Annotated in this window: 13 protein-coding genes; 3 read left to right on the top strand and 10 right to left on the bottom strand. The window is 47.1% G+C overall.

The genetic code is table 11. The annotated features are described in order from the left end of the window. Nucleotides 1–79: 79 nt before the first annotated feature. Nucleotides 80–1,366 (top strand): hypothetical protein, encoded by a 1,287-nt coding sequence (locus tag P3L47_RS02650; RefSeq protein ID WP_277782586.1) that lies wholly within the window; start codon nt 80–82, stop codon nt 1,364–1,366. Here P3L47_RS02650 and P3L47_RS02645 read toward each other — a convergent pair. Beyond that, complete coding sequence (locus P3L47_RS02645; RefSeq protein WP_122363746.1) at nt 1,363–1,635, bottom strand: type II toxin-antitoxin system YafQ family toxin; 273 nt, start codon at nt 1,633–1,635, stop codon at nt 1,363–1,365. The two genes, P3L47_RS02650 and P3L47_RS02645, sit on opposite strands and share 4 nt — an antisense overlap. Before the next feature lie 2 nt (nt 1,636–1,637). Further along, entirely contained in the window at nt 1,638–1,937 is a 300-nt protein-coding gene (locus tag P3L47_RS02640; protein WP_147383024.1) for a hypothetical protein, read from the bottom strand. A gap of 57 nt (nt 1,938–1,994) precedes the next feature. On the opposite strand from P3L47_RS02640, the gene P3L47_RS02635 reads away from it, so the two are divergent. Together P3L47_RS02635 and P3L47_RS02630 are read left to right on the top strand one after the other, a co-directional pair. After that, nucleotides 1,995–2,813: a phosphate ABC transporter substrate-binding protein gene (locus P3L47_RS02635; protein WP_277782585.1), complete on the top strand. Its 819-nt coding sequence runs from the start codon at nt 1,995–1,997 to the stop codon at nt 2,811–2,813. 155 nt (nt 2,814–2,968) lie between these two features. Then, complete coding sequence (locus tag P3L47_RS02630) at nt 2,969–4,036, top strand: NAD(P)H-dependent flavin oxidoreductase (protein WP_277782584.1); 1,068 nt, start codon at nt 2,969–2,971, stop codon at nt 4,034–4,036. Between the two features lie 123 nt (nt 4,037–4,159). On the opposite strand, the gene P3L47_RS02625 is transcribed toward P3L47_RS02630, so the two are convergent. From P3L47_RS02625 to P3L47_RS02590, 8 genes are all read right to left on the bottom strand, one after another. After that, nucleotides 4,160–5,608, bottom strand: a complete 1,449-nt coding sequence (locus P3L47_RS02625) for a DUF3868 domain-containing protein (RefSeq protein WP_277782583.1) — start codon at nt 5,606–5,608, stop codon at nt 4,160–4,162. 30 nt (nt 5,609–5,638) lie between these two features. Continuing rightward, nucleotides 5,639–6,205, bottom strand: coding sequence for a DUF3575 domain-containing protein (locus P3L47_RS02620; RefSeq protein WP_122363795.1), 567 nt, complete (start codon nt 6,203–6,205; stop codon nt 5,639–5,641). 289 nt (nt 6,206–6,494) lie between these two features. After that, complete coding sequence (locus P3L47_RS02615) at nt 6,495–9,362, bottom strand: beta-glucosidase (RefSeq protein WP_427910530.1); 2,868 nt, start codon at nt 9,360–9,362, stop codon at nt 6,495–6,497. Between the two features lie 3 nt (nt 9,363–9,365). Further along, nucleotides 9,366–10,781, bottom strand: a complete 1,416-nt coding sequence (locus tag P3L47_RS02610; RefSeq protein ID WP_277782582.1) for a sulfatase — start codon at nt 10,779–10,781, stop codon at nt 9,366–9,368. Between the two features lie 188 nt (nt 10,782–10,969). After that, nucleotides 10,970–11,572, bottom strand: coding sequence for a response regulator transcription factor (locus P3L47_RS02605; protein ID WP_122363751.1), 603 nt, complete (start codon nt 11,570–11,572; stop codon nt 10,970–10,972). Nucleotides 11,573–11,578: 6 nt separating this feature from the next. Then, nucleotides 11,579–12,271, bottom strand: a complete 693-nt coding sequence (locus P3L47_RS02600; RefSeq protein WP_277782581.1) for a hemerythrin domain-containing protein — start codon at nt 12,269–12,271, stop codon at nt 11,579–11,581. Nucleotides 12,272–12,380: 109 nt separating this feature from the next. Next, nucleotides 12,381–13,526: a Rid family hydrolase gene (locus tag P3L47_RS02595; RefSeq protein ID WP_277782580.1), complete on the bottom strand. Its 1,146-nt coding sequence runs from the start codon at nt 13,524–13,526 to the stop codon at nt 12,381–12,383. Between the two features lie 96 nt (nt 13,527–13,622). Then, nucleotides 13,623–14,237 carry a response regulator transcription factor gene (locus tag P3L47_RS02590; RefSeq protein ID WP_277782579.1) on the bottom strand — a complete coding sequence of 205 codons (615 nt, stop codon included), beginning with the start codon at nt 14,235–14,237 and terminating at the stop codon, nt 13,623–13,625.

The following is a 14,237-nucleotide window of genomic DNA, read 5'->3' as shown; positions in this document are numbered from 1 at the left end:
TGTGAAACAGAAAAGCGTTTTCTTTGCAACCGGAAACAGTGATGTAACACATTTTTCACCGCAACCAACAAAGTCAGGAATGAAGAAAATGAAATTAACGGCGCTTCTCCTGTTGGCGCTTCTCCCCCTTTTTGCGGGAGCACAGAACATGGAACAATTAGAAACCCGCATCGACTCGCTTGCGGAAGAGACAGCGACGCTGGATAAGATAGTGAAAGGGCTGAGCAAGTTTAAAGTCTCAGCCTATATTCAGGGGCAATACCAATATGGACAGGAAGATGCCACCCTGAAAGTCGGCGATAAGAACGAACATGAAGACAAAGGTTTCAACCGCATCGGTATCCGTCGCGGACGACTGAAGTTTGAATACAACGACGGTATCGGTACCGGAGCCGTACAGATCGAAGCGAACGACAAAGGTGTCAGTTTCCGCGACTTGTATATCGGCATCAAAGATCCTTGGACGAAGCGCAGCCAGCTGATGGCGGGTGTTTTCAACCGTCCTTTCGGTTATGAGATCGGTTATTCGACCAGCGGACTGGAATCTCCCGAACGTGCCACGATCATTCAGTACTTTTTCCCGGATGAACGTGACCTGGGAGCCATGCTGACTCTCCGTACTAAAAAGGAAAGTCCTTTGGCTTTCCTTCGTTTGGATGCAGGTCTATTTGCCGGTAACAGTATTAACCGTGAAACCGACAGCCGCAAGGACTTTATCGGTCGCCTGGGTGCAGAGAAAGCAATCGGCAACTGGGGAAAGTGGGGAGCCGGCTTCTCTTATTATAATGGTGGCGTTTACAATCCGACAACGGATGCATATGAGATGGTAGACAAACGCTTCGTCAAGGTAGACAAAGGGGAAACGGGTACGTATATGAAACGTGAATATCTCGGTTTGGATGCCCAGTTCAGCTATCTGAGTTCATGGGGTATGACTACTCTGCGTGCGGAAGGTCTTATCGGTACACAGCCGGGGATTGCCTCCAGCAGTAAGAGTCCCAATACCGGTACGCGTCCGGAAAACCTGCCGGAGAATGCTTTGTTCAAACGCCCGTTCATCGGTTATTTCTTCTACCTGGTGCAGGACATCGGAACTTCTCCGTTCTCTGCCGTGTTCAAGTATGACGTATACGATCCGAACACCAAACTGAAAGGCAACGAGATCGGTCAGGAAAACTCCAATACCTCCAAAACGGACCTGGCACAAAGCACATTCGGTATCGGAGCTCTCTACCGCTTCAACAAACATATCCGCGTACAGGCTTACTACGAATTTAACTTCAACGAGAAAAGCGACTTCGTAAAAGGCTATGAAAAAGACCGCAAGGACAATGTGCTGACGGTTCGTTTGCAGTATAAGTTCTAAAACAGGTCGGAATGTGAACCTGTCCGGACTAATTCCAGTATTTTCAATCCATGATCGATTGAATAAATAAGAAGCCAATCAGGTGTAATATGACACTCTCTGAACCCGGAGTAATCTCCGCTCAGAGAGTGATCTTTGTTTTTAACAGGTAATGCTTCTCCTTTGCTCAGGATGGAGATCACTTCGTTTAACTTAGACTCGTCAAGGTTTCGTTTCCGGGCTAGTTTAAGGTCTTTCAGATATTTCCGGGTAAATTCAATTGCGTACATGCTCACTTTACTTTGTTAAGGTAATCGTTGAAATCGTTGCATTTAATAGTATTCCCTTTTTTTATATCATCCATTGCTTTTCGGGTTTCGGCATTTGGTTCCTCTTTTTTTACTGTAATGTGCTTTATTCCGCGTAGCAAGGAAAGGGCTTTTTTTATATCCGGCAACTTAACCGAATCGTCTAATGTAATAATTAGCTGTGTCATGATAAACTCCTTTCTTTTGTGAATTGCAAATATACGTTTTTGTTTCGGAAAAACAATATCACTCTCATCTTCATACAAATGTAATACCTGTTTCATGTCGTTGAAATACTCTTGTGCTTACTTTGCAGTAAGAAAATTAATTCAATAAGAGTAATGAAAAAGACGATTCTTTTGGCTGCTATGGCCATCGGTTTATTTACAACAAATGTATTTGCACAGAAGATCAAAGGAAGTGATACTTGTCTGCCCGTCAGCCAGACGGAGGCCGAGAATTTTATGAATAAGCATAAAGGCACTAAAGTGACCGTAACGGGTGGCGGCTCGGGTGTCGGTATCTCTGCTCTCATGGAAGGAACGACCGATATTGCGATGTCTTCCCGTAAAATGAAATTCGATGAAAAAGTTCGTCTGCAGGAAGCAAAGAAGAATGCAAAGGAGGTGGTGATCGCTTATGATGCCCTGGCGGTAGTCGTTCATCCTTCCAATAAGGTAGACAACCTGACCCGTGAACAGCTGGAAGGAATCTTCACCGGCAAGATCAAGAACTGGAAAGAAGTAGGCGGAGTCGATATGAAGATCGTTGCCTATTCGCGTGAAACTTCTTCCGGTACCTATGAGTTTTTCAAGGAAAGTGTATTGAAGAACAAGAATTATATGAACGGTATCCTGAGTATGCCCGCGACAGGAGCTATCATCCAGTCGGTAAGCCAGACAAAAGGTGCTATCGGCTACGTCGGACTGGCGTATGTCAATAAAGACGTAAAACCGCTTCATGTCTCTTACGATGCCGGAAAGAATTATGTGGAACCTTCTTTTGCCAATGCAAAGAATAAGACCTATCCGATTGTCCGTCCGTTGTTCTACTATTACGAGGCAAAAAACGAAGGTCCTGTGAAACCGTTCATCGATTATGTATTGTCTGCTGAGGGACAGGAAATTGTGAAGAAAGTGGGTTATATCCCGGTTAAATAGTTTAGTCTTTAAAGGTTTTGCTTTGGTTTTAGTCGTAAAGGACTGATGTTATTGCACAAAAAAGATATACCTGTGCAATAATATTGGTCCTTTTTGCACATCATTTGGTTTATTGTGCTACCTTTGCTGCGTATTTATAAACTATATAAACTTACATGAAGACATTAACAATCGGAGATCTCAAACCCCGTTTCCCAATTATCCAAGGTGGGATGGGCGTAGGAATATCTCTATCCGGCTTAGCCTCGGCCGTTGCAAATGAAGGTGGGATTGGCGTTATCTCCGCAGCCGGTCTCGGACTTTTATATAAGAAATTATCTCCTAATTACACTGAAGCCGGCAATTTGGGCCTGGCTGAAGAGATCCGTAAAGCTCGTGAAAAGGCAAAAGGTATCATCGGTGTAAACGTAATGGTAGCCTTGTCAGACTTTGCCGAACTGGTGAAGACAAGTATCGCCGAAAAGGTGGATATTATCTTCAGTGGTGCAGGTCTGCCGCTCGACTTACCCTCTTTCCTGAAGAAAGACAGTGTGACGAAGCTCGTGCCCATCGTATCGAGTGCACGTGCCGTACGCATCATCTGCGAGAAATGGAAAAACAACTACGACTACCTGCCCGACGCTGTCGTGCTGGAAGGTCCGAAAGCCGGCGGTCACCTCGGTTACAAGGAGAACCAGCTGGAAGACGAACATTTCTCACTGGAAGAGTTACTGCCGCAGGTAGTACACGAAGTTTCTCTCTTCGAAGAGAAATACAACAAGAGTATCCCGGTAATTGCAGCAGGAGGCATTTATACGGGTGAAGATATCAAACGCATGATGGACCTTGGAGCATCGGGCGTTCAATTAGGAACCCGTTTCGTCACGACTACCGAGTGTGATGCTTCCGACGCTTTCAAGGAAAGCTATATTAAAGCGGAAGAGAAGGACATCGAGATCATCAAGAGCCCGGTCGGTATGCCCGGTCGTGCGATCCATTGCAACTTCCTCGAAAAGGTGAAAGCAGGGATCAAGCAACCGAAAGCGTGTCCTTTCAACTGCATCAAGACGTGCGACATTTCGCGAAGTCCTTATTGCATCGTCACGGCTTTGTACAACGCTTTCAAAGGAAACTTTGAGAACGGATATGCCTTTGCCGGAAGCAATGCTTGGAAGACCAGCCGCATCATGTCGGTACGCGAGACGATCAACGAACTGATCAACGAGTGGAAATCGAAAGAATGATTTTTTCTACTTATATGAATATAAAACCCCGGTAGACGTGATGTTTACCGGGGTTTTATTATTTTAAGGGCTGTAACTAATACGACCTTTTTCGCTACCGATGCCGGGTCGAAAGATTCATTTTCATTGTTCTTTCAGCCAGTTGCTCAACCCTTCCTGGTTTTCGGCTGCGGCTTTGACACCAGCATTGGCAGCCTTGCTGAAATATTCGAGTGCTTTCTGATACTCTTTTTTCTTGGCGTAGGCTACACCGAGGTTGTTCCAGGCTTCCGGTGTGTTGATCTTTTGCAGACGTTCGATGCCGGCTTCAGTAGCTCCGCGTTCGATCTCAAGAGCGGCAGTATTCTGCTGTGCAACCGGATCGGTCGGATAGAGGCGTACGGCAATATCGAATACCTCTTTGAATTCCGGGCTGTCTTTCGGGTACGTATTGGCTACCACGAACATTTCGTTCAGACTCAGATACTGAGGTTTCGTCTTGATTACCTGTTTGGCTTCGTTCACATCGAACGGACGGGCAATGTAAGCCAGCGTATAGTCGATACGACGCAGGGCAGGATAATAATCGTCCAGCAACATGCGGTACGTACGTCCTCCGTTCAGGGCTTTGAGCTGTGCCTTACGTTTATTGATGTCGGAGATATCCAGTACTTTCAGGATTTCATCGCGGTCGGACAGGTTGGATGCTTTGATCGTGTTGCGCAAACCGATCCAGTCTTCACCTTCCCAGTTTACCTTCATCAGCGACGGGTTCATATCTTCCTTATCTTTCATGTAAGCGGCAAATGCCTTGGCACGGCTTTCCGACAGTTTCATATTATAGTCGTAGCCGCCTTCCGGTGAAGCATATCCTGTGATATTAAACTCTGTGAACTTCAGGTTCTTGTCGTTACGTACTTCATTGACGATCTTATTTACGCTTTTCAACTCGGCGGCGTTATTCTTGAAGTCATGCAGCAGGACAGATTTGCCCACTTCGAAGTTCAGATAAGCCGAGTGTGTTTCACTACGCTGTTTTACCGGTTCTGCCGGAGGAGTCACATAACTCAGTTCGTAAGTCGGTGCAACTACCGGAGGCAATATGCGTGACGACAGCGGAGTGATATTGCTGGCTACATCACAGGATGCACATCCGGTGGTATTCGCCTGCATCACGAGCGAGGCGTTACGCATCCAGCTTTCGTAAGGTACGGTCAGCGTCATAGGGATCGATTCCACTTCGTTTTTCTTGTGGCGGAAGATCACGGTCGGTGTCTGTGCGAACGGTTCGGCACCGAAAGACATCTCACGGTTGAGTGCCTTCATACGTTTCTTGCCGGTAATGACAAACGGGTCGAACTTGACTGTATTTGCTTTGTCTGCCGATTGAAGCACCGGGGTGATGATTACCATGTTCTGCGATTTCAGGTTCATGTTTGTGAGGTTGGCAGTCGTCGACAATACAACCTCGCTGCCTTCTTTCTTTATTTGCAGGTCGCTGTATGCTATACCGTCCGGGCTAACAGTCTGCGCTTGCATGCTTCCATACGTGGTGCACAACAAAACGGTAGCAATATAAAATAAATTCTTCATTTTACTTACTTGATTTTAGTAGTTGATAAATTAGTGGATAAAATAGATAAAGGAGATAGACGCTTTCGTCACACCCCAGTAATTGTGGTTACCTGTTCGAAGTTTCGGCATGTCTTTGCCTTTTGCGTATTCGTCGTAATGCATACGGGCGTAACCGGCACCGATCTCACCTTCGATACCCCAACGTTTGTTTAGGATCCATTGATGACCGATACTTACTCCGCCGCCATACATATAACCGTCGTATCGATGGTCGCGCAATTTCTTGAACATGTCGAACGGCAGCTTGAATCCGGCTACGTCATATTGTCCGCCCAGTGCGTGAACTCCGATGAACGTTCCGTTGAACTTTTCGCAAGTCCAGAACCGGACACCTGCATGGGCAAGCCAGTGCTTGAATTGTTTGTCGTTACTAAACTCAAATGGGTTGTAACCCGCAGAAAGGTCCATTGTGACCTTTTTTCCCAGTCCTACTTCCAGACCGAGGTTTGGAGTGGCGGTGGCATCGTAGACGATATTATTCTTTAATGCAACATGCTGTGCGCTAGCATATAAAGAAAGGAATAACGTTGCTCCTATTAAAAAGAATTTCTTCATATGATATTCATTATTGGTGATACTCATCAATGTAACATGCATAGATACGCGAAAGTTCGTAGTAGTTAAAAAAAAAGGGTGAATAATTAAGAATAATTAGGGTAAATAGGGGGAGTTGTCTCCGTTATTTCCGTCATTCTTTTAAAGCCCAGTTTGGAAAAACTCCCCAGGAGTATAGAGCCGGATAAATGAGTAGGCACCGGACAAAAAACCGACAGGCATCCGTTCATCAACGGGTGCCTGTCGGTCTTTTAACGGATGCTGGTCGTTTGGATCAGCTATGAGGTCTTTATTTTTTCAATTCAGCAATTCCTACTTCAGAGATGGAAGCATTGCCGGAAGTGATTACGATTCGGATATCACTGGCTGTTGTACCTTTGAACCGGTAGTTTTTCAGCTCGTTGGTCGCTTCAATCTTTCCCGAATAAACGGTCAGGAACTGGCCGCCGCCACTGGAAAGCTGTATCTCGAAAGCGGCATCCGTACTCTTTTCTTTCCATGCGATGGAGATACGGTTGGGAGATGCATTGTTTTCAAGGGCGAATGTAATGGATTCTCCTTTTCCGGCACTCCAGGCGGTTGAAAAATTCTTATCCAGGACCTGTACCGCTGTTTCGGGCGAAGTACTGGCATTCACCGATTTACCAAAACCGGAAGTGGTGGTTACGCCCGAATCGCCTTTTCCATATTTTATCACGCGGATACGTTCATTCAGCCGGATATCTTCTGACGAGGCTCCTACCATAATCTTGAAATCTCCCGGTTCAACCACCCATTGGTTCTCTTTATTATATAACTGTAGTTCGCGGGGATGGAGGATGAAAGTGACTTCTTTGGTTTCTCCCGGTTCCAGCCCGACACGTTCGAATCCGCAAAGTTTCTTTTCGTAGGTCGTTACGGAGCTGAGCAGATCGCGCACATATAATTGGGCAACCTCGTCACCAGCCCTTTTCCCCGTGTTCGTGATTTTGCATTTGACCGTCACTTCCTGGTTTGGAGTGATGACAGCCGGGTGCACAGTGATGTCGGAATATTCAAAAGTAGTATAACTTAGTCCGTAACCGAACGGATAGAGCGGACCGTTTACACGTGACATATTTCCTTTCATACCCGGATTATGCCCGCCGTCTATCTGTGCCGCAGGTTTACTCGGGAAGTTAAATGGTATTTGTCCGACTGTCTTCGGGAAAGTGACGGTCAGTTTACCTCCCGGGTTATAATCTCCGAATAGGGCATCTGCAACGGCTATACCGCCCTGTGAGCCGGGATACCATGCTTCGAGTATGGAAGGAATGAACTTGTCCGCCCAGTTGATTGAAAGCGGACGACCGTTGACCAGTACCAGGATAACCGGTTTTCCGGTGGCTGCTACTGCTTCCAGTAATTCCTGTTGCCGTCCCGGCAGTTCCAGGCTGGAACGTGATTTGTTTTCTCCGCAGGTCCGGGTGCCTCCACCCAGAACTATGACAACGGCATCACTTTTTCGGGCGTTTTCTACGGCGAGGTCGATCTCTTTCTTTTCCTCATCACTGAGCGGGAAACGCATCAGTTCAGACTCCGGCCAGTTTGGGTCTACCAGGTCGCATCCTTTTGTGTATAGAACTTCCGTGCCGGGTTTGACCTTGTTGCGGATGCCATCCAGGACAGTTGTGACTTCTACGGCTAACGGGCCATAATGGGTCAGGGCAAAAGACTTTTCATCGGCATTGGGACCGCAAACGGCTATTTTGCTGATTTTATTCGCATCCAGAGGTAGCAGATTGTCTTTATTCTTCAGTAAGACCAGGGATTCTTTTGAAGCCTGTAAGGCTATTTGCTGATTTTCCGGGCTGTTCACTTCTTTGTCGGCTTGTTTCAGGTCGGTCTGGTAAGGATTGTCGAATAGTCCGACAAGGAACTTAACCCGCAGGATATCACGGACACGGCTGTCGATCGTTTCCATGCTGATAGCTCCCTCTTTGATCAGCTTGCGCAACGGCAGGACATAAGAATCGGGCGAACGGAAGGTACAACGTATGTTCAAACCGGCTTCAACACTTTGAAGAACGGCTTCTTCCATATCTTCTGCCGTATTATGTTTGGAATACAGGTATTCTACGGCATCGCTGTCTGATACCACATAGCCGCGGAATCCCATTTCACCCCGCAGACGGGTTGTCAGCCAGTAATAGCTGCTTTGAACGGGAAAGCCGTCGTAGTCATTGTAAGAACTCATGACTCCTAAGATTCCGGCTTCGCGAATTACCCGTTTGAATGGATAGACATGGATATTTTCGACCTCGCGCGGTGACATCTGCGGATCGACGCGCGACATCCCTTCACGTCCTCCTTTGTTGTTGCTGTAAGCTATATAGTGTTTTGACGTGGCAGCCACCTGATGGTCCTGTTGCATTCCTTTAGCCATCTGGATACCCAGTTCGGCTACCAGATAGGGGCTTTCTCCGTATACTTCTTCATAGCGGCCCCAGCGTTGGTCGCGTCCCACATCCAGGATGGGGGCATAAATATTGGTGTAACCCAGCAGGCGGCCTTCACGTCCGGTGATATAACCGATCTGGCGGATCAGGCTGCGGTTCCAGGTGTGACCCAATCCCAGCTGAGTCGGAAAATTGGTCGCTTTGAAACTTTCAACTCCTCTGATCCCTTCGTTCGTAAAGTCGGTAGGGATACCGAGGCGTGTTTCTTCGATAAAGAAACGCTGTACTTCATTCAAAGCCCATGCGTGGCGTGAAGCCGGCCATACGTATGGATTGTCGGATGGCGGCAATCCCCATTGCTGGAAACCGTTCAGATGTTCGTCGATGGCACCCATGCCGTCTTTCCACAACTGATTTTTCCATTCAGGGGTGGGCAGGTCGTCTTTCAGTACCCGTTTATAGCCGTATAAGGTTACCATCTGGCAGGTTTTCTCTTCGACCGTCATCTGTGACAATAGATCTTCGATACGGTTGTCGAGTGGAGCCGACGGGTCTTCGTAAATGTCTTTCTTGCCATTTTTGTTGAAGTCGATCCAACCTTTATGGTAAATAGCCTTGTTTGTTACTTTGTAAGTGTCCGGGATGCGGATATCTTGTAATGCTTTCTGCTGGGCCTGCAGGCAGGGAACAGCAGAAATCGTGAGACATAACAGCCAGGAAACAGTCGGTTTGTGTATCATGTTCTAATCTTTTAATATGCGTGTTCTGAATTGGTGGATTGCTTTCCGGAAACGGTCTGTCTGTTTCCGGTATCTGGTCTGGGAGGCGACATTTGTATTCTCTTCCGGATCGACGGAATGATCAAACAACATTTCTCCGGCGGACCGGCGTTCTTTGTCGGTCCATTCGGCATAGCTGTAATTACCGTCGACTACATTCGTCCCTTTTCCCCATTGGATAAAGGCAAATGCTTTTCCTTTACTTTCCGGATCTTTCAGAAGCGGGAGAAAACTTTTACCCTGTACCGACTTCGGACAACTTATTTTACATGCCTGGCAGAGGGTAGGATAGATGTCGACAAATTCAACTATGCCGCGGGAAACTCCGTCGGATGTTCCGGGCATACGGACGATCAGGGGAGCCCGTGTGGCATGGTTCATCAGATTGTGCTTTCCCCAGAAAGTATGTTCACCCAAATGCCATCCGTGATCACCCACGAGGACGACGATGGTATTATCGGCCAGTCCCAAATTATCCAGCTCATCCAGAACCAACCCGATCTGTGCGTCGACGAAGCTGACACAGGCATAATAGGCATGCCGCGCTTCACGGTGAAAGTCGTCACTGTCAACATTCCCGGTCTGTGTGTACTGGAAAATCTCACGTGAACTGTACACCTGCTTAGGCAGGTCTTCCGGCAGATAACGGTTGTCGGCTGTAACGATCTCCTCTCGTTTGTATAGATCCCAATATTTCTTAGGTGCGTTAAAAGGGAGATGGGGGCGCCGGAAGCCTACTGCCATGAAAAAAGGTTTGTCACTATTTTGCAGGCGTTGTAAGTCGCTGATAGCTTTGCGGGCGATTTTGTTGTCTTCATACAGACTGTCGGGTACATCAGCCGATTCGCAATACGGTCCCCGGTTGTTTTTGGGGTTCAGGTGCTTGCCTGATTCATCGTTCAGCCATAATTCCCATTTGTTATATTCCGCCCAGTCTTTGCTGTTTGGACTGATAGCCCAGGGTGCCTCGCTCCACGTACCTTCATGATCGTCGGTATTATGGAATACCTTACCGGTGGAGGTGGCGTAATACCCCTGATCCCTGAACGTTTGTGAGATGGGGATAGCCCAGGGAGCGTCTGTCTGTGCGTAGGTGTCGGCATCGATGAAGCGTTCCGGGAATTTGGGATATACACCTGTCAGAAAGCTGGCGCGGGAGGCTCCGCTGACGGGTACATTGCAGTAGGCGTTTGCAAAGACTGTGCTGTTTCGCGCTAACCGGTCGATATTCGGCGTTTTCACTTGTGGAGCTCCGTAGCATCCCAGTTCCGTCCGCAGGTCGTCTACGATCAGGAAAAGCACATTCGGCTTTTTTGCCTGAGCCTGTGCTGCCGCGAGGGCTGCACAGGAGGCGAGTACTATTAATCTGTCTGTCTTCATGGTATTTTATTTTTACCAGTCCGGGTTATTAGGCGCCAGGGCCGGATTCCGTTCGATTTCGAGGCCGGGGATAGGCCATAGATAATCTCTGTCTGCAAATATACGTTTATATTTTTCAGCTCCGGTCAGATCACAGTAAGTAAAGTTAAGTTTTTCTTTGGCTATACCCCATTTAAGGTGGTTCTGTTTTATCTGTTTATATCTTTAAGCTCTACCAGCTTGTTCACAATGGCATAAACCGTTAAGGCGCTGGCACTATGTACCTGTAGTTTACGGGCGATATTTCTCCTGTGCGTAATAACGGTGTGGGTAGAGAGGAAAAGACGGTCGGCAATTTCACGGTTGGTCATGCCTTTGACCACACAGACGACAATCTCTTTTTCGCGGGTACTCAATGTTTGTTGTTCATCCGATTCATCGCCCTCTTCTTTTTTTGTGTGCAGGCGTTCCAGTTTATGCTTCAGTTCGTCGGCACTGTCGAAGATGCTGATCTGATCGTCATAATAACGGGTAAGGGAATGATCCGTGAGTGTATAAAGCAGCGCGAAGCACTTCATATCCGGGCATCCGGTCATCTCCTTTAAATGAGGGATCGTGAAATAACCCGGAATAGAAGGATTGATGATAAGAATATCCGGTTGGTGTGTCCGGAGATCCTCGGTAAGCGATTCGATGGTAGTTATTTCCGATACCTGGATGCGGAGACCTGGCAGGTGTTTCAGTATTGTCTCCAGGCCGCTACGGACAATAGCGGAAGGTTCAGCAATAACGATCTTCAAATAGGCGCTCATAGGTTGTTATTTAATTGTTTTTTCTAATGCAAGTATGGCAGGCATGAAAAGATAGTCTTCCACATGATTGTGGGAAGCCAGGTCCTGTTCCGTAGCAAAGATGTCGAACAAGACGCTGTTCAGTAAATTACTTCCGGGTCCCGGGTAATATTTGATCAGGATATTCTTCAGTTCGACAATTTTCATTTCTATCTGGTCATGCCGTTTCCGGAAGATAGAGATGTTATATTTCGGATCCTTTATCCCTTTCAGCAGGTCACGGACATACGGGAAAACTACTTTTTCTTCATATGACATATGTTTGTTTACCTCTTCGGCATATTCATCGAAGAAACGTTGGATAACGAAAGCAACGTCCTGCGGACATTCGCCGATCGATTCCAGAAGTTTTCTGCGCAGATGCGGAAGACGGAAGTTCAGGAAGTAATCGTGTGCATTATGGAGATAGGTGATCAGTGCCTCAATAGACAGACATTTGTCTACATTCATGACCGGGGCGGATACATCTTGTGTCAGGAAGTTGACGACTGTGAGAAAGGTACAGGCGTCGACACCATTTTGACGGCATACTTCTCCGATATTCTTTTCGCCGAAGCCCAGGGCAATGCCAAAACGGCTCATAACAAGAACCATCGGATAGTTCTCGCATATAAGATCACTCATTTTGTCGGTTTCCCTGTATTTTCCATTTTTATACATAAGCTATAATCGTCCTTTTTTGTTTTGGTGTTTGACTGTTCAAAGATACTTCTTTTTTGTCAGCCAATAGATACGTTATTATTATTCTATATTTGTTAGTGCTTTTTGGTTAGAATGCCGGATACTCCGGTTCATCGACGGCAACGACTGCCAGGCATTCTATTTCAACCAACCATCCGGATCGGCATACCGGGGCACGGACGATCAGGTGAGGCATGTTCCGATGATGGGTTTCCATATACTGTTTAACGCGGGCGAAATCGCCGGTATCCCGTATATAGACGATGGCCTGCATGATATCGTTCTGGTCGGCACCTGCTTCGTTGAGCAGGGCGGTGATATTTTCGATCATGCGTTCGGATTGTTTGATCACATCCCCCGGATGGACGATTTCGCCATACCGGTCGATGCTAGCCGTACCGGATACGAAGACATGGCGGCGGTCGCCATAGGTGATGGCAACGCCTCTTTCAAAAGTCACTCCGTATTCATAAGTCCGGCTCAGATGGTCGGGGGCATATAAGTATTGGATTTGTTCCCGCCCGATACCCGATACGGCATACGTATCCATGGTAACGAACACATTCGTGTCCTGATAACGGCCTTCAATGCCGGTACTGGCTATAAAATGAGTATTTTCCGTCAAGTTCTGTGTCGCGAATACCTCCTTGCGGGCTTTGACTACGCCCGGATAATTCACGTCGACGTTCTGTACGAATATCCAGGTCCGTATGCAGTTATTGGCTAGCGTGCAGTTGGCTGCTGTCAGTTGCATGATATAATCGCGGAAAATAAGGCGTGTCTGATATTCCGAATTGGCAGCCCGGTTGCATAGGTTGGCACCGAACAATTGGCGGTAACTGCCGTGACATGCTTCAAACAGATTACTGGGAAGAACCTGTGTCTGTACGCCTGTCTGGAGCCATGCCCAAAGAGCTATTTTGGTCCCGTTCACGGGAGCCTGCTGTACGATGGATAAAGCACAATACGGATTGGAGCGTTCCTGTTCCATTAACAAGGCGGTTTGATTGGTAACGTCACTCATAAAGTAACGGCGGAATACCGCTGTCGGGTTACCCGGAAGTTCTTCGACACATTGGGTGTATGCCTGTAACAGATTATTTAATTGGGTAGGATAATCTTCCATATAATCTGTCTGCTGGAAGATGACATGATATTCCGTGATTCCCTTTTTAGTTTCGAATGAGGTGATCTGTACTTCTGTTTTGTTGTATTGTTTTATTGTTAACTCCATGGTATCTGATATCTATTATTGTTTCTTTTTCCAAAGATACAGTATATCAGTCTGAAGCCAAATTTTGGAGTGTGAAAAGAAAATAAAACTGATTTGTCATGCTTTTTTTATTTCATTCAGTTCGACCAGTTTGTTCACAATGGCATATACAGTCAGACCGCTGGCACTGTGGACCTGCAGTTTCCGGGCGATATTCCGCCGGTGCGTGATCACGGTGTGGGTGGATAGATATAAACGGTCGGCGATTTCCCGGTTCGTCATACCTTTGACAACACAGACAACGATCTCTTTTTCCCTCGAACTGAGTGTCTGCTGTTCTTCCTCCTCTTCTTGCGGCTCAGTAGATGCTTCTTCCGCATTCAGCCGCTCCAGCTTATGTTTCAGTTCGTCGGGACTGTCATAAATATTGATCAGGTCGTCATACGGGCGGAGCATGGCTTGATCGGTCGCCATGCAGGCGATAGCCAGGCATTTCATTTCGGTGCAACCGCACTCTTCTTTCAGATGCTGTATCCCGAAATAGCCGGGAAGTGAAGGGTTGATGATCAGTACTTCCGGCCGGTGCATGCGGAGGCTTTCCACCAGGCATTCAGCCGTAGCTATTTCCGTCAGCTGGATATGCAACCCGGGCAACCGTTTCAGGATGGTAATCAATCCGCAACGGATAATGGAGGAAGGTTCTGCAACAGCTATTTTAAAGTTAGTGCTCAT

This window comes from Parabacteroides chongii, assembly GCF_029581355.1.
GTDB classification, from domain to species: domain Bacteria; phylum Bacteroidota; class Bacteroidia; order Bacteroidales; family Tannerellaceae; genus Parabacteroides; species Parabacteroides chongii.
The sequence above is the reverse complement of the archived record's forward strand: the minus strand, read 5'-3'. Positions and strand labels throughout refer to the sequence as shown.